Genomic DNA, 16,921 nt, shown 5'->3' on the forward strand with positions numbered 1-16,921 from the left:
ATTTTCCGCGCCGCGGTGGACAACGGATGACGAGTAACGGCAATGAATAAACGCTTTTATCGAATCGTGTTTAATAAGGCTCGCGGGATGCTGATGGTAGTGGCGGAAACGACCCGCTCTCATCGGGCGGGCGTGTCGCCGCAATCCGGCGCCGACGCGCGAACCGGGTCGACGCTGACGTCCACCCTGGCACCGCTGGCCTTTGGCTTTCTGCTCGCGTTTTCCTGTCTCACCCCGGCTCAGGCAGCGATTGTCGCCGATAACCCTGCGCCTGGCGGCCAGCAACCGCAGATCGTCAATAGCGCCAATGGCACGCCGCAGGTCAATATTCAGACACCGAGCGGCGCAGGCGTTTCGCGCAACGTCTACAGCCAGTTTGACGTCGATGGGCGCGGCGTGGTGCTGAATAACAGCCACGCCAGCACTTCAACCCAACTGGCCGGGATGGTCGCCGGTAACCCGAATCTGGCGAAGGGGGAAGCCAGAGTGATCCTCAACGAGGTGAATACCCGTGATCCGAGCCGGCTGAATGGCTATATCGAGGTTGCCGGGCAGAAAGCGCAGGTGGTGATCGCTAACCCTGGCGGAATTAGCTGCGACGGCTGCGGGTTTATCAATGCCAGCCGCGCGACGCTGACGACAGGTCAGGTGCAGTACAGCAACGGGCAGATTAGCGGTTACGATGTCAATCGCGGCGAAATTATCGTACAGGGCGGCGGGCTTGATGCGAGCTCGGTAGACAGCACCGACCTGCTCGCCCGCGCGGTGAAAATCAACGCCGGGGTTTGGGCGCAGGAGCTAAAGGTCACAGCAGGGCGTAATCAGATCGATGCGGCGCACAGTCGGACGACGGCAAAATCAACCGACGGCAGTGCGGCGCCAGCGGTGGCGATAGACGTCAGCGCGCTGGGCGGGATGTACGCCCATAAAATTCGTCTTGTCGGTACCGAGCGCGGCGTAGGCGTTCACAATGCCGGCAATATCGGCGCGGCGACGGGGGACGTAGCAATCAGCGCTGATGGCGCGCTCAGTAACAGCGGCATGATTCAGTCCGCGCAGAATCTGCAACTGTCCGTTAAGGGCGATCTTCACAACCAGGGCCAGCTGTACGCCGGAAAAGATAGCCTGGTGACGGCCAGCGCGACGCTAACCAATGACGGCATTATCGCCGCGCAAGGTGATACGCGGATTGCCGCCAACGCTTTGCGTAGCGTGCAAAACAGCACGCTCGCCGCCGGATTAAATAGCGATGGTTCTTCCGCCAGCAGCGGCGCGCTGACGCTGAATAGCCAGACTTCGCTGGCGCTGAATGGCCGCAATATGGCGGCAGGGACGCTGACGGCGCAGGGCAGGGCGGTGGATCTTGATAATAGTCGAACCTCGGGGGCGCGGATCGTGGTCAGCGCCGCGTCCGGCGATATCACAACCCGAGATGCGGTGGTGGCGGCCAGCGAAAAACTCCAGTTGGCCGCCAGCGGTAAACTCAAAAACCACAGTGGCCTGTTGACGGCCAGCCAGCTTGAGCTGAAAGCAATGGCGCTGGATAACCAGCAGGGCGTAATCCAGCACACGGGCGGGGACGATCTACGCCTTGATTTTCGCGCGGGATTGGATAACCACGGCGGAGAGATTGCCAGCAACAGCCATGCATTGACGCTCAGCACCAGCCAGTTGCTCAATCAAAACGGAACGCTGTTGCATACCGGCAGCGGCGGCATGTCTATTACCAGCGATGGCGTGCTGGACAACGGCCAAGGCACTATTGCCGCTAACGGCAATATCGTTTTGTACTCCGATAACATTAATAATCGCAGCGGTAAAATCAGTACGACGCAAGGCAATGCCCAGCTCACTACGCGTCATGAGCTGGAAAATTCACAAGGGAATATCGTTGCTGGCGGTAGCCTTTCTCTACAAGTAGCAAGCCTTCGGAACCAGCAGGGGCAATTGATTGCGGCGCAGGGAGACCTGGCCATGAGTGCTGAAGGGGGGCTGGATAACCGCGAAGGCGTTCTTGCCGCAAATGGCAATATCAAGCTTGACGCCGACAATCTGACCAACCATGGCGGAAAAATCAGCGCGGCGCAGGGCGACGTTCAGCTCACTGCGCGCCATGGGGTGGATAACTCGCAGGGGAATATCATCGCCAGCGGCGACATCCGGCTACAGGCTGAAAATCTTAACAATCGTCACGGGCAGGTTGGCTCGGCGCAGCGGGGCAGCGTCAACCTGAAGACGAGCGGTTTACTGGATAATCAGCAGGGCACAATTACCGCCGTTGATGTCTTGCGTATTCACAGCGCTACCGTTGATAACCGTCAGGGAGAACTGCAGTCCGGCGGTAACCTGAACATCACCATCCACAATCGGGGGCTGGATAACCGGCAGGGGCAGATCGTCTCCGCCGCCGCTCTGGATATAGCAGGCGTCAACCTGGCGCTGGCTAATACGGGCGGGACGCTACTTGCCGCGAGCAAACTTATTCTCGATGCCGATTCCCTCAGCGGCGATGGCGAGGTGCTCTCTCAAGGCGATATGTCACTAACGTTGCGTCAGGCGTTTCATCACGCCGGGATGATCATCGCCAACGGCAACCTGCAGTGGAATCTCTCCGGATTGGCGCTGATTAATCAGGGGGTTATCAGCGTTGGCCAGGCGCTCAATCTCTATGTGGCGAAGCTGGATAACCGTCAGGAAGGTGAAATCAGCGCTGGCGAGAACCATTCGACGGTTAATGGCGAGTTAGTCAATCGGGGGCTGATTGACGGTGGTTTAACCCATATTGTCGCCACGACGTTAACCAATATCGGTAGCGGGCGCCTGTACGGCGACGCCGTCGCGCTGCAGGCGGCAACGCTGACTAACGCCGCGGAGAACGGCGTGGCGGCGACGATTGCTGCACGAGCATCGCTGGCAATGGGCGTCGGCACGCTCAATAACCAGGATCACGCGCTGATCTTCAGCGACGGTACGCTCGCCATTGGCGGCCTACTTGCCGAAGACGGTTCGCTCAGCGGCCGGGCGGGAGTCTTTAATAACCACAGCGCAACGCTTGAGTCCGCCGGTGATATGGCGCTCGATATCCAACAAATCAATAACTACAACGACCATCTGGTGACGAAAGATGTGATGGTCGAGCAGTCATGGCGCCATGAAGCGGCGCTGAAAGGATCGGTACAGCGCTTCGACTGGTCGCTGGTCGATACCAGCTATAAAAACAAATACGGCGTTCACGACGCCATCATGCCGGACGGTAGCCGCGGCGATGAGTTCTATGAATATCAGTACCAGCGTACCGTTGTGGAAACGCAGGTGGTGGAAAGCGATCCCAGCAAAATCCTCTCCGGCGGCCGGCTCATCATCAACAGCGATAAGCTGAATAACTACGACAGCCAGATTATCGCCGGAGGAGCGCTTGGTGGCGTGATTGGCGAACTAAACAATGTCGCCACGACCGGTAAACGGGTGACCACCGACGTCGGCACCCAGACTCGTTGGTATGAAAAAAAGACCAGCCGCCCGTTTGGCGGCACCAAAACCAGCCAGGGGAAAAAAAGCAGCGAATATGAACCGACGCCAACGGTTCAGACTATCGATCTGCAAACCATGAAGTGGCAGGGCAATACCCCAATTGATGGCCATAGCGGTGTGATTACCCCGCGCGATCGCGCCGATGAAACAGGTGAACTACCCGCCGGACGATTGGTGGAAGTGACGCCGGTTAACGCTGACGGAACGGTTATTCGCGTCGTCACGCCGGATACCCGTCTTCCTGTCAGCAGCCTGTATCAGATCGATCCGCAGGCTACTGCGGGCTATCTGGTGGAAACCGATCCGCGTTTTACCAACGGTAAAGCGTGGCTCGCCAGCGACTACATGCAAAATCAGCTGGGCGTTGATCAGGCGATGAAGCGGCTTGGCGACGGCTATTACGAACAGCGGCTGGTGCGTGAGCAGATCGTTAAACTGAGCGGCGGGCGCTACCTGCAGGGCTACAGTAACGATGAAGAGCAGTACCGGGCGCTGATGGACGCGGGCGTCGCCTTCGCCAAACAGTACAACCTGACGGTCGGGGTAGCGCTGACGCCAGCGCAGATGGCGCTGCTGACCAGCGATATGGTCTGGCTGGTTGCCAGAGAGGTCACGCTAACGGATGGTTCTGTGCAGCAGGTGCTGGTGCCGCAGGTTTATGCGCGGCTTAAAGCGGGCGATCTTGATGGCAGCGGCGCGTTGCTCGGCGGTGAAAACGTGGCGTTCAGTGTGAGCCGTGATGTGACCAACAGCGGGCACATCCACAGCCGCGGCGTGACGCAGCTAACCGCGGAAAACATTCATAACAGCGGCTATATCGGCGGCAACCAGCTTACGCTAAACGCGCGTACTGATATCAACAATATTGGCGGAACGCTGCAGGGCGGCGATAGCCTGAACGCGCAAGCCGGGCGTGATATCAACAGCGCCAGCACCCTCGGCGGCGGCCCAGGTAATGTCAGCCTCGATCGGCCTGCGGGGATTTATGTCCAGAATGAAAACGGCCAGCTGGGGCTGCAGGCGTTACATAACATTAATCTGACGGCAAGCATGGTGAGTAACAGCGCGGCGGGCAGCCAGACGCAGATTATCGCCGGCAACGATCTCAACCTGCAGACGCTCGCTACCACCCACAGCGAAAGCGGAAATTGGGGGAAAGGCAACGATCGTTCTTTGACCCAGCGTAGCGATATCGGCACGCAAATTAACGGCGGCGCGGTGGCGCTGTCCGCCGGCCACGATATGAATGCCCGCGCCGCCAGCGTGACGGCAACCAGCAGCCTGACGGTTGCCGCCGGCAATGACATAAACCTCAGCAGCGGCGAGTCCTCATGGCATCTGATGGAAAACAGCCATCAAAGCAGCAGCGGCCTGCTGGCTCGCCGCTCGCTCACCACTCACGATGAAGTGTGGGCGCAGAACGCCATCGGCAGCAATTTTAGCGGTGACAGTATTGTGATGCAGGCCGGGCGCGACCTGCTGGTATCCGGCAGCGGTGTTGCCGGTACCCAGGAGGTCAACCTTGTGGCGGGGCGTAACCTGACCATCGCCACCGCCGAGGAGAGTCGCCAGGAAAACCATCTACGTAAAGAGAAACATAGCGGCTTTTCCGGCACCGGCGGTGTTGGCTTCAGCGTCGGCAGTTCGTCGCTGAAAGCCACCGACGTGACGACAACGCTGAGTAGCGCCGCCAGTACCGTCGGAAGCTCACAGGGCAACCTTAGCCTGAGCGCCGGTAATGTGTTGACGGTTCAGGGATCTGACCTGGTGGCCGGCAACAATATGGCGTTGACCGGTAAAACCGTGAATATTCTGGCAGCGGAACACCAGAGCACCCAGACCCATACCGTGGAGCAGAAAACCAGCGGCCTGACGCTGGCGTTATCCGGGATGGTGGGCAGCGCCATTAATACCGCGGTTTCCAGCGCCAACCAGGCCAGCACCGAGAGCAATGGTCGTCTCGCCGCGCTGAGCGGGCTGCAGTCGGCATTATCGGGCGTACAGGCGTATCAGGCATCGCAGATGCAGACTGCGGATTCCAGTCCGGAGAGCATGATAGGGGTCAACCTTTCCTGGGGTAGCCAGTCATCGAAATCCACTCAGCGACAAACGCAGAACACCAGCCGCGGCAGTAGCCTGATGGCCGGCACCAATCTCAGCATTATCGCCACTGAGACGGATATCAACGTTGAGGGCAGCCATCTGCAGGCCGGCGGCAGCGCGTTACTCAATGCCGCGCGCGATGTGAATTTATTCTCTGCGGAGAACGCCAGCACCCTGAGCGGTAAAAATGAGAGCCATGGGAGTTCGTTTGGCGTCGGTATTAACTTCGGTCAGGGCGCGAATGGGCTGACGGTCAGCGCCAGCGCCAACACCGCGAAGGGCCACGAGAGGGGCAACAGCCTGACCCATAACGAAACGACCCTCAGCGCCGGTGAGCGGATGACTATCGTCAGCGGTCGCGATACGACGCTGACCGGGGCGCAGGTGAGCGGCCATCAGGTGACAATGGACGTCGGGCGTAACCTGACGCTGAGCAGCGAGCAGGACAGCGATAACTACGATTCGAAGCAGCGTAGCGGCAGCGTGGGGGCGAGCGGCAGCATGGGCGGCGGTTCGGGTTCTCTCAACCTGAGCCAGAGCAAAATGCACAGCACCTGGGCGTCGGTGGAGGCGCAGACGGGGATTTTTGCCGGCGAGGGCGGTTTTGATGTGAAGGTGGGCGGGCATACGCAGCTGAATGGCAGCGTGCTGGCGAGCACGGCGGCGGCGGAGCTGAACCGGCTGGATACCGGGACGCTGGGTTTCCGGGATATTAAAAACTCTGCCGAGTATAGCGTGGAGCAGCAGAGCGCGGGGGCGAGCACGAGCGGTAGCGTGGCGGGGCAGTTCCTGGGGAATGCGGCCAGTGGTCTGCTGATGGGGGCGAACGGCAGCGGCAGCGACAGTTCGCTGACGCGGGCGGCGGTGAGCGAGGGCAGTATTGTAATTCGCGACGGCACGAGTCAGCAGCAGGACGTGACGGAGTTAAGCCGGGATGCGGCGCATGCGAACCAGACGCTGAGTCCGATATTTGATAAGGAGAAAGAGCAGAACCGGCTGGCGGTAGCGCAGAAGATAGGTGAAATCGGGCGCCAGGTGAGTGATGTGCTGGTGACGCAGGGCAAGCTGAACGCGCAGGCGGCGCAGGGCGACCCGGCTGCGCGGGCAGCGGCGCGGGAGAAGCTGGTAGCGGGAGGGAATGCCAGCCCGAGCGAGGAGCAAATCAGCGCGCAGGTGAGCCGGACGGCGACGGCGGACTACGATACGGGCGGAAAGTACCAGAAGGTGGCGCAGGCGGTAACGGCGGCGATGCAGGGTCTGGCGGGGGGCAACCTGGCGCAGGCGGCGAGCGGTGCAGTGAGTCCGTATGTGGCGGAAATCATTCACAGCCAGACGACGGACAGCGCGACGGGTAAGGTGAATGTGGAAGCCAATGCGATGGCGCACGCGGTGTGGGGAGCGATAGCGGCGGCATCGGGAAATAACAGCGCGCTGGCGGGAGCGGCAGGCGCGGTGAGCGGCGAGCTGCTGGGCCGCTGGATAGCGGCGGAATATTATCCGGATGTTAAGACAGAAGAGCTGTCGGATGAGCAGAAGTCGACGATAAGCGCGCTGAGTACGCTGGCGGCGGGACTGATGGGGGGGCTGAGCGGAGGCAGCAGCGGGGATGCGGTGGCGGGGGCGCAGGCCGGGAAGAACGCGGTTGAGAATAATTTACTCGGCGGTAGTGAAGATGCTCAGGCTGCATGGATACGCCAGCACGGCGTCGATATGGCGAGCTGTTCAGACAATCCGAGTGGGGCTGCATGTCAGAAAGCAATGAATGAACGAGATGCCATAGGGTTGGCGCTGGCTACAGGTAGTGTTGCCCTGTTACCGGGCGGAGCTCAGGCTATGTGGGGTCTTGGAGCCGGTGCGAATGCAGGCATCAGTTATCTGGCGGATGGTACGATAGATCCGGCAAATGCGGCTATTGCTGGATGGGTAAACGTTATCAGCATGGGAAATGGTCTGGTGGGTACTGTTGGATGGAATGCGGCAGGTGGCGCGCTGGGGAACTGGATTGACAATAAAGATCCACTGTCTGGTGCACTTATCAATGGTGTCGGTTCGGGCATTGGCTATGGTATTGGTAAAGGGCTCTCATGGGGCGTTAATGCTGGAGCAAACTGGTGGAAAGGTGGTTGGGATCCGAAGTTTAATGCTGATCTGAGACAGTTTACTGAAGTGAAAGGAGATTATGGCCTTTCAAAAGAAATGAAACCAAGTAAGGTACCCAGTTCTTTTGGTGACTTAGGCGGTTCTATTTTCTCTGAAATAACAGGTAAAGGAATCGAGAAAATTTCATCTCCAGGTAGTAATGGAGATGAAAAATGATCAATATCCTTTTCGCTTTATTTTCAATTTTGGCAGGGATACTTTTAGCTGAAATTGCATATATTTTTTTACTTATCGTTGAATACGTAATGCTTGGCAATTTTAACTTTGAACTGGCATCAGCATGGCACTATCTGAAAGTAGGGGCCGGTGGAGGGGGGATAATGGGAATAGGACTTGCTCTGCTTCGCCATTTTGAAGTTAAAGGATTTTAATAGTTGTTGTGGAGAATAATGCGCTGAGTGTGAATCAGCTTGATGGTTTTGCGCAAAGAGCCAGAAACTGCGAGGGCAGCCAGCTGCGAGAACGTTGTCAGGGATATGATCAACCTCAACATAGAGCAGCAGCAAGAAATAGCAACTCTGTGTTCAATCAACCCTCAGCAATGTCAACAGAAGTATGGTTATTTGGTTGAGCAGTGGGAAGTGTTTGATGCCACAATCAGGCGCATGGCTGCTGATGGTACGCTGCCGAATGATTTCAGGTATGCGATGGCACCAGTTTATACGCTGAGTCAGGAAGCCGGTGGCATCAAGGCGAGCGAGGGCTGGAAAAAACGCTTTGAGGCGATGGGAATCAGGGAGGAATTCGCAACGGCGATGGCGGCAACTCTCCCATTAGCTATGAGTGGAACGAAAGGAGCTAAAGCATCAACAACACAAGTAGTTACTAAGAATGTTAATCCTGGCTCATTAATAAGCCGACAGAATAGTAATGAAATGTCAGGTTCTCAGGTAAAACGCATTGCAAAGGATATGAAAGCAAATGGCTATAAAGTTGATAAGCCCGTTGATGTCGCTATTGTAAACGGCAAAATGATCATTATCGATGGTCATCATAGAGCCGAGGTCGCAAGAAAGGCAGGTATTAAAGATATCCCGTCAGAGTTCACCCTGTTACAAAAGTGGACTGACCCCACAACAGTAGACATTTCCTGTCCTCACGACGAGGCCTGTTCAAAGGCCTCCGGACTGACGCCGCCGAGGTGGCTGTGACGCCGGGTCCGGTTGTAGAACACTTCAATGTAATCGAAGATATCCGCCCGGGCCAGATCCCTGGTTTTATATATGCGTTTTCTGATCCGTTCTTTTTTCAGCGAACTGAAGAACGATTCGGCCACCGCATTATCCCAGCAGTTGCCACGCCTGCTCATGCTCGGCGCCAGGTTATTGGCCCGGCAGAAGCGCTGCCAGTCGTCACTACCGTACTGGCTGCCCTGATCGCTATGTACGATAACCTCGCCGTCCGGTTTTCGACGCCACACGGCCATCATCAGCGCGTCGAGCGCCAGTTCGCGTGAGAGAGTGGGTTTCATCGACCAACCGACCACATTACGGGCGAAGAGATCGATAACCACCGCCAGATACAGCCAGCCCTGCCAGGTGCGGATATAAGTAATATCGGTGACCCAGACCTGATTGGCCCGGACAACGGTAAACTGCCGCTGCACACGATTAGGCGCAACCACTGAAGGTCGGCCAGCGATACGACGCGGAGCTTTATAGCCGCGCACGGCTTTAATCCGGTTCAGTTGCATAATGCGGCCCACCCGGTTTTTACCGCAGATTTCCCCGATTTCGTTCAGGTCGCCATGAACCCGGCGGTAACCGTATACGCCTCCGCTCAGTGAATAGGAGTCACGGATAAGCGTCAGCAGACGCTGGTTATCTTTATCCCGCGCGGAGACCGGGTTATGCAGCCACGCATAAAACCCGGCCCGGGCAACGCACAACACCCGACACATCGTCATGACACCCCATACAGAGCGGTGCTCATTGATAAAGCGGTACTTCAGTCGGGCTCCCTTGCAAAGTACCGCGCGGCCTTTTTCAGTATGTCCCGTTCTTCCTCAGTGCGCTTCAGTTGGGCCCTGAGCTTCAGGATCTCGCTTTTCGCTTCCAGTAAATCACGGGCATGCTGCTCGCTGTTATCGGGTTTAATAGCCCGTAACCACTTATAGAGACTGTGTGCTGAAACGCCCAGCCGGTCAGAAACTTCGGCGACGGAATAACCGCGTTCCGTTATCTGACGGACGGCTTCTTCCTTAAATTCAGGTGTAAATCGTGGTGTGCCCATACGCTCCTCCTATGCTCAAACTATAGGGCAGGATCGTCTACCGGGGCGGGGTCAGTCCAACTATAGGGCAGGATCGTCTACCGGGGCGGGGTCAGTCCAAGGCGCTAGCAACAGGGATTTCGGTTAACGACCAGAAAGCGGAACTTGCGAATCTGAAAGTGCTGCAAGCGTCACCGGGCTGTAATGCGCAATGTCAGCAGTTAGTGGCTTACTCAATATCCGAGCTTGAACCGGTAGCAAATAATACGGAACTGCACCAGTACAATAATACTAAAGGTGCACTGGTTGGCATGATTATGGAGCTGGTCGGTGGCGGGTCATCATCAAGCAGCCCAGTATCGCGTCTGACAAGAGAACAGCAGCAGTTAATCAAGAATGCTGAATATATAACGACAGCTAAGGGAATACAGAACCCGTTCCCGCGCGATCTGAATGAAAAAATCGTGTGGAATCAGGTTCGGACAAATCCGGCTTCTGCTGGAGAACCACTTAAGGGAATGAACAAAGCTCCCCGCTTCCCAACATCTGCGGGGTTCCAGAAGATGGAAGCGAAGCAAAAATTATCTGATGGCTCAACAATAACAATACATTATCAATATAATTCATTTACTGTTAAGGCTTATGATATGAAAATTACCACACCGCAGAGAAATGTCAGTGACCCAGCTAAGGTGATTGATTCTATTAAGTACGTTGTTAAATGAAAATAAAAGAAAATGATGGAACACTAATAGATGTCTACGCTATTTACTGGATAAAAGGGAAAACATATTTTTATGGCCTAGTCAAAGATTATGGCTTGTCTGTATTTAATGCAGATAAAGTGGAAATCACTGATCCTACAATGTCTGGTGACTTTATTTTTTTTGAAGACGGTATCTTTTTTAAGCCCCTCATAGCGGAAAAAATATTAGATGACTTGGTTGAGGGAGATCCAGAAACTTACAGGCGTTTTATTGAAATCCTTAAAGCAGAAGGTCGGATAGATCCAAACTTTCTTTAACCGTAGAAAGATCCCGGCCACCGCGCCGGGATCGCGCTATCAGCCTTACCCAAAATGTCCCTTGCCTCGCTTGATCACTGGCAGATCGCCAGTATCGTTGAGTGCCCCCGGAAATGCCTTGATCCACTGGATCATCTTCGGCCTGTTGACGCCTCGGACAGCGCGACGGGTAAGGTGAATGTGGAAGCCAATGCGATGGCGCAGGCGGTGCAGCGCTGACACAGTTTGCACAGCAGGAACGCTAACGCGAATCTGTTTTGCCCCTCCCCGTTATCCGGGGAGAGGCAGGCGAAGCCATTACACCGCGACTTCCATTTCCATCATCACCGGGTGGAAACGGCGTTTAAAGTAAACCAGGCCGTGCCCTTGCGGGCTCAGGGTAATATTGCGGATCTCCGCCAGATACACCAGGTGGGTACCAATGGTTTGCACCTGGCTAATCTCGCCTTCGAGACTCGCCAGTGAGCCTTTTAGCACCGGCTGGCCGAGCTCGCCTTTTTGCCAGCAGCTGAGGCCGAAACGGTCGTCCATCGTCATCCCGGTCATGCCGGCGAAGTGGCGCGCCATCTCCTCTTGCTGGTGGTTTAGCACGTTGATGCACAACTTGCCGTTGCCCTGAAATACCGGGTTCATCGCGCTGTTGGCGTTGATACAAACCATCACCGACGGCGGCGTATCGGTCACCGAACAGACCGCGGTGGCGGTGATTCCGCAGCGGCCCGCCTCGCCTTCGGTGGTGATGACGTTAACGGCGGCCGATAGGCTGGCCATGGCATCGCGAAAACGCAGACGTTGTTCATCTAATTGCATTGTGACCTCCCGCTGCCGTTATTTCAGCAGCTTATCCAGCATGTTGATATCGGTATTGTTGTGCAGATGCGGCACCGTCCAGCCGTTCTGGTCGTACTCGGACAGGCAGCGATCCACCATCGCCATCATTTTGTCCATGTTGCCGGAGCTCTGCGCCTGACGTAGGCACTGCAGGCGAATTTCATCCTGGCTACCTGAGTAGTTGATTTCGTACAGTTCGTGGCGACCACCAAACTCGCTGCCGATCGCATCCCACATCAGTTTGAGGATCTTGATACGCTCGACGTGATCCATGCCGTTCGATCCGCGCACGTATTTCGCCAGATATTCGTTGATCTGCGGGTTGTTGAGATCGCGGGCGCTGGACGGCAGATAGATCAGGCCGCTGGTGACGTTGCGTTCAATAATGTTTTTGATTTTGGCGTAGGCCATCGGCGCCATCACGCGATAGGTTTGCAGCGCGGCGTGATCCGGAAGATACGCACCGTTAACCCACGGCGTCGCTTCGGCGCACATCGAGTCGCTCAACGCCCAGAACATATTGCGCCAGGCTACCACTTCGCCGAGATCCGCCTGTACGCCGCGGAACTCCAGGGTGCCGGTGCACTCCAGCGAGCGCTTCAGCAGGGCGGTGATGAAATCGAGCTTCACGGCCAGACGTACGCAGGCCTGGAGCGGATACATGCGGGCGAAACCGCCTTCCATCGTCCAGCGACGGCAGCGATCGAAATCGCGATAAATCAGCACGTTTTCCCATGGGATCAGTACATTATCCATCACCAGGATCGCATCGTTTTCGTCGAAGCGGCTGGAGAGCGGATAGTCGTACGGCGATCCGGTTGCTCCGGCGACCAGTTCATAGGAGGCGCGGGAGATAAGCTTAACGCCTTCGGCATCCATCGGCGCGACGAACATCAGTGCGAAGTCCGGGTTCTCGCCCATCACCTGTGCCGAGCCGAAGCCGATCATGTTGTAGTGGGTCAGCGCCGAGTTGGTGGCGACCACTTTCGCGCCGCTGACGATGATTCCTGCGTCGGTCTCTTTTTCCAGCTTGATATAAACATCTTTCACTTCGTCCGCCGGCTTATGGCGATCGATCGGCGGGTTGACGATGGCGTGGTTAAAGTACAGACCGGTTTCCTGGATGCGGGTGTACCAGTTGCGGGCGTTCTGTTCAAACTGGCCGTAAAACGCCGGGTTGGCGCCGAGCGCGCAGCCGAAGGCGGCTTTGTAGTCGGGGGTGCGGCCCATCCAGCCGTAGCTCAGGCGCGACCATTCAGCGATGGCGTCGCGCTGCTGGCGCAGATCGTCGGCGCTTTTCGCGACGCGGAAGAACTTGTGGGTATAGCCGCCGCTGCCGGTATCGGTGCCCCAGCACAGGGTATCCTGCAGCTCGGGTTTATGCAGCGCATCGTACATCTGGGCGACGGAGGCAGCGGCGTTGCGGAACGCCGGGTGGGTGGTCACGTCTTTAACGCGTTCACCGTAGATATAGATTTCGCGACCGTCCTGCAGGCTCTTCAGGTACTCTTCACTGGTTAACGGGCGTTTAGCGTCTGCACGGAAATTTTCAGGTTTCATAGGTGACCTCTTCAGTATTAATCGGAATGTGATGTTAAATTTATGTTTTGTTTTTGTTGTTCAATTGAAGCGGTTAACGCGGCTTTCGTGAAGAGACTTTTAGGTCAACGGTCGGTACTTTTCAGGCGGGGTTGGGTTATGTGATCGGGGTTGGTTTTTCTATTTTCCTGCCTGGCTCCCCGGTGAACCGACAACAAGCCGGGGCGGGTTTTGAATTTGTACCCCGGACAGATGCGCGGCCTCGTCTCCGGGAAATTCAGCGACTCTGCGCTCTGCTCCCGGGGGTGGCGCCTGGCGCGCCTTGCCCGGGCTACCGCCTTTCAGACGGCTGCCGACTCGCCGCGCCGTCCAGGGAACGATCCTAAGACACCGGTACTTTTTGCATTCTGAACGCGCTCGGCGAACAGCCCGTCAGGCGGTTAAAAAAGCGGGCGAAATAGGCCGGATCTTTAAAGCCCAGCTGCCAGGCTATTTCACCGATCGTACTGTCGGAGAAGAGCAGTAATCGCCTGGCCTCGCGCAACTGCCTGTCGAAAATCAGCCGCTTGGGCGGTCGGTTGGCGAAGCGGCGGCAAATATCGGTTAACCGGGATTCGGTCAGATGCAGCTCGCAGGCGTAATCTGGTACCGTCCAGTGCTGGTGGTAGTGGCTATCGATCAGCTGGTTAAAACGCTGGAACAGCTTGAGCTCGCCGCGTATCCCGCTGGCCGCATGATCGTCAAGCTTCGCGTTGCGCAGTAGCAGGGTGAATACCGCCTGCGCCAGCAGCGTCAGGGTGTGTTCCCGCCCCGGCAGCTGCGAGGTCGATTCCCGTTCAATCAGCCGCCAGTAGTGCGCCAGCGCCGCCAACTCCTCGGGCTTATCGGCCAGCGACAGGCAGATGCCCGGCAGGCCGAAGGCCTCCCGGGTGCCGGGGTACAGCACCTCCAGCAGCGGCCAGACCAGATCCTCGTGCACCGTCAGCACGTGACCATCGCTATCGGACTCGGTGATAAAAGCGTGCGGCACCGAGGGCGGCGTCAGGACAAACAGCGGCGCCTGCACCGAATAGCGATGATCGTCGAGCTGTAGCTCAATCTGCCCGGTATCGAGAAAGTGCATCTGAAAATACTGGTCGTGGCGGTGCGCCTGCATATTACGGCCAAAGAACTCCGCCATCCGGGCAAAGGATTGATAATGCACCTCTTCCGTCCCCAGACTCTCATCGTACTCTTTATTCATATCGATATTGGTAACAGGGCTCTGGCACATAGCGGCTCCCTACGGCGTCGCGCGCGGACGCGATCCTTTCATCGGAATCGCCCAGATAATTACCGCGCCGATGACCAGCAGGGCGGCGACGAACCACAGACCGCTGCTGAAGCTGCCGGTAACATCCTTCAGCCAGCCAATCATAAAGGGGCTGAGCGCCGATCCGATATTGCCGGTCGCGTTGATCACCGCGATGCCGATCGCTCTGGCGCGCAGGCTGATCGACTGATCCGGCGTGGTCCAGAAAATGGCCATCGCGCTAAACGATCCGGTGGAGGCCATCACGATCCCGAGCAGCTGGATCAGGTTGTGATCGGTGGCCGACGCCAGCAGCCAGCCCGCCGCGGCGAACAGGAACGGCAGGGCGGTGTGGTGCTTACGCTCCTGGTGTTTATCGGAGTGGCGGCTCCAGTAGATCATCCCGAGAATGGTACAAATCTGCGGGATCGCCGCCAGCAGGCCGATGGTGATATTGCTGCTGCTTTCGTTAAAGCTTTTGAGGATCTGCGGCGTCCAGATGCTGATCGCGCTGAGCGTATTGGTCAGGCAGAAGTAGGCCAGGGTGTACATCAGCACGATCGGCGTGAACACTTCCCGCCACAGGCTGCGCTGCTGCATGGCGTGATGGCTGATCGCCCCTTCCGGCTGGACCAGCGTCAGGCGGTCGTTGTCCATCATCTCCTGCAGGCATTTTTTATCTTCTGCGGTCAGCCATTTGGCCTTCGACGGCGAATCGTCCAGCCAGAACCAGACCATAATTCCGAGCAGCACCGACGGGAAGCCTTCCAGCAGGAACAGCCACTGCCAGCCGTGCAGGTTCAACAGGCCGTCCATCGACAAGATATAGCCTGAAACAATCGACCCCAGCGCGGTGGTCACCGGCATCGCGATCATAAACAGCGCGTTGGCGCGGGCGCGGAAAAAGGCCGGGAACCAGTAGGTCAGATATAGCAGAATACCGGGCAGGAAACCGGCCTCGGTGATCCCCACCAGCATGCGCAGGATATAGAGGCTATTCGGCCCGGTCGCAAACATGGTGGCGGTGGAGGCGATGCCCCACAGCACCATGATGGTGGCGATCCAGCGTCGTGCGCCGACGATGCTGAGCATCACGTTGCTGGGAATGCCGAAAATCACGTAGGTCGCGTAAAAAAGGGTAGTGGCAAGGCCGAACATGGTGGCATTAAGGCCCAGATCCTGCCCCATGGTCAGCCCGGCAAAGCCGATATTGATGCGATCTAAAAACGAAAAGATAAACAGCACGAACAAAAACACGATCAGGCGGCGAAAGAGCTTGTTGATAACCGACTGCTGCTGCGCCGTCAGCTGTTTGTGCTGATTAGCCGGATCGAACTTTTCCGGGATGGCAGATGATGTATCGCTCATTATCATTTTCCTCTAATGGGAATTTTGTAGGGTACTGCGGGTTGCCGGGTGGCGCTGCGCCACCTGGCGTTAATAGACGCCTGACGAACCCTCGGCGGTTTTTTCCGCGCCAAATCGGGCCGCCAGCGCTTCCGCCCCGCGGGCCAGCAGGGTGGTATCGACGCCGACGGCGACGAACAGCGCGCCGAGCTGCAGGTAGCGCTTCGCCAGCGGTTCGCTGGCCATCAGGATCCCCGGCGCTTTGCCCGCCGCGCGAATTTGCGCGATGGCGCGCTCAATGGCGGCCTGCACTTCCGGATGCTGCGGGTTGCCGCTGAAGCCCATATCGGCGCTCAGATCCGCCGGGCCGATAAACACGCCGTCCACGCCCTCGACATCGAGGATCTGCGGCAGATTGTTGAGCGCTTCGCGAGTTTCGATCTGCACCAGCACGCACATCGCGTCGTTGGCCTGATGGAGATAATCCGGGACGCGGTTCCAGCGCGAGGCGCGGGCCAGCGCGCTGCCGACGCCGCGAATACCCGCGGGCGGATAGCGGGTGGCTTTCACCGCCAGCCGCGCTTCGTCGGCGTTCTGCACCATGGGTACCAGCAGGGTTTGCGCGCCGATATCCAGCAGCTGTTTAATCTGCACCGGGTCGTTCCACGAGGGGCGTACCACCGGCTGGCTGGGGTAAGGAGCGATCGCCTGCAGCTGGGTCAGTATCGTCTGCACGCTGTTTGGCGCATGCTCGCCGTCGATCAGCAGCCAGTCGAATCCGGCCCCGGCCAGCAGCTCGGCGCTGTAGCTGCTGGTCAGCCCCAGCCACAGGCCAATCTGCGGACGACCCGCTTTTAAGGCGTCTTTAAAGGCGTTATTCATCA

General features: G+C 57.4%; 12 protein-coding genes. 6 read left to right on the forward strand and 6 right to left on the reverse strand.

Features of this window, described 5'->3' with window-relative positions:
- Positions 1-42: 42 nt before the first annotated feature.
- From KCG39_RS22055 to KCG39_RS22065, 3 genes are all read left to right on the forward strand, one after another.
- Entirely contained in the window at positions 43-7,950 is a 7,908-nt protein-coding gene (locus tag KCG39_RS22055; protein ID WP_142467893.1) for a two-partner secretion domain-containing protein, read from the forward strand.
- Positions 7,947-8,165 (forward strand): hypothetical protein, encoded by a 219-nt coding sequence (locus KCG39_RS22060; RefSeq protein ID WP_004128582.1) that lies wholly within the window; start codon positions 7,947-7,949, stop codon positions 8,163-8,165. Before KCG39_RS22055 ends, KCG39_RS22060 begins: the two co-directional genes overlap by 4 nt.
- Positions 8,166-8,270: 105 nt before the next feature.
- Complete coding sequence (locus KCG39_RS22065; RefSeq protein WP_185910490.1) at positions 8,271-8,945, forward strand: ParB/RepB/Spo0J family partition protein; 675 nt, start codon at positions 8,271-8,273, stop codon at positions 8,943-8,945.
- Here KCG39_RS22065 and KCG39_RS22070 read toward each other — a convergent pair.
- Positions 8,891-10,026 (reverse strand): IS3 family transposase gene (locus KCG39_RS22070; RefSeq protein ID WP_208431119.1). Its coding sequence is split into 2 segments (ribosomal slippage): positions 8,891-9,780 and positions 9,780-10,026, totalling 1,137 coding nucleotides; the frame shifts between segments, so codons are not numbered across the junction. The genes KCG39_RS22065 and KCG39_RS22070 overlap by 55 nt on opposite strands.
- Before the next feature lie 158 nt (positions 10,027-10,184).
- Between KCG39_RS22070 and KCG39_RS27815 the strand changes: the two genes are divergently transcribed.
- Genes KCG39_RS27815 through KCG39_RS22085 form a run of 3 tightly spaced genes read left to right on the forward strand, consistent with a single transcriptional unit; the run spans position 10,185 to position 11,248 of the window.
- On the forward strand, positions 10,185-10,730 hold the full coding sequence (locus KCG39_RS27815; RefSeq protein WP_228299424.1) for a hypothetical protein: 546 nt from the start codon (positions 10,185-10,187) through the stop codon (positions 10,728-10,730).
- The gene (locus KCG39_RS22080; protein ID WP_142445031.1) at positions 10,727-11,029 is read left to right on the forward strand and encodes a hypothetical protein; all 303 of its coding nucleotides are present in this window, start codon (positions 10,727-10,729) and stop codon (positions 11,027-11,029) included. Before KCG39_RS27815 ends, KCG39_RS22080 begins: the two co-directional genes overlap by 4 nt.
- A gap of 54 nt (positions 11,030-11,083) precedes the next feature.
- Complete coding sequence (locus tag KCG39_RS22085) at positions 11,084-11,248, forward strand: hypothetical protein (RefSeq protein ID WP_185910491.1); 165 nt, start codon at positions 11,084-11,086, stop codon at positions 11,246-11,248.
- 78 nt (positions 11,249-11,326) lie between these two features.
- Here the strand turns inward: KCG39_RS22085 and KCG39_RS22090 are convergent, their stop codons facing one another.
- The 5 genes from KCG39_RS22090 to hpaI all read right to left on the reverse strand — a co-directional run bounded on the left by KCG39_RS22090 (position 11,327) and on the right by hpaI (position 16,919).
- Entirely contained in the window at positions 11,327-11,839 is a 513-nt protein-coding gene (locus KCG39_RS22090; protein WP_004128595.1) for a 4-hydroxyphenylacetate 3-monooxygenase reductase subunit, read from the reverse strand.
- A gap of 18 nt (positions 11,840-11,857) precedes the next feature.
- A complete protein-coding gene (hpaB, locus tag KCG39_RS22095; protein WP_049112549.1) occupies positions 11,858-13,420 on the reverse strand; it encodes a 4-hydroxyphenylacetate 3-monooxygenase, oxygenase component in 1,563 nt (520 codons plus the stop codon).
- Between the two features lie 361 nt (positions 13,421-13,781).
- Positions 13,782-14,672 carry a 4-hydroxyphenylacetate catabolism regulatory protein HpaA gene (gene hpaA / locus KCG39_RS22100; protein WP_142467926.1) on the reverse strand — a complete coding sequence of 297 codons (891 nt, stop codon included), beginning with the start codon at positions 14,670-14,672 and terminating at the stop codon, positions 13,782-13,784.
- Positions 14,673-14,681: 9 nt separating this feature from the next.
- Positions 14,682-16,058: a 4-hydroxyphenylacetate permease gene (gene hpaX / locus KCG39_RS22105; protein ID WP_049123204.1), complete on the reverse strand. Its 1,377-nt coding sequence runs from the start codon at positions 16,056-16,058 to the stop codon at positions 14,682-14,684.
- 69 nt (positions 16,059-16,127) lie between these two features.
- Positions 16,128-16,919 (reverse strand): 4-hydroxy-2-oxoheptanedioate aldolase, encoded by a 792-nt coding sequence (gene hpaI, locus KCG39_RS22110; RefSeq protein ID WP_049115401.1) that lies wholly within the window; start codon positions 16,917-16,919, stop codon positions 16,128-16,130.
- Positions 16,920-16,921 lie beyond the last annotated feature (2 nt).

The sequence above is a fragment of the Klebsiella pasteurii genome (assembly GCF_018139045.1).
GTDB classification, from domain to species: Bacteria; Pseudomonadota; Gammaproteobacteria; order Enterobacterales; family Enterobacteriaceae; genus Klebsiella; species Klebsiella grimontii.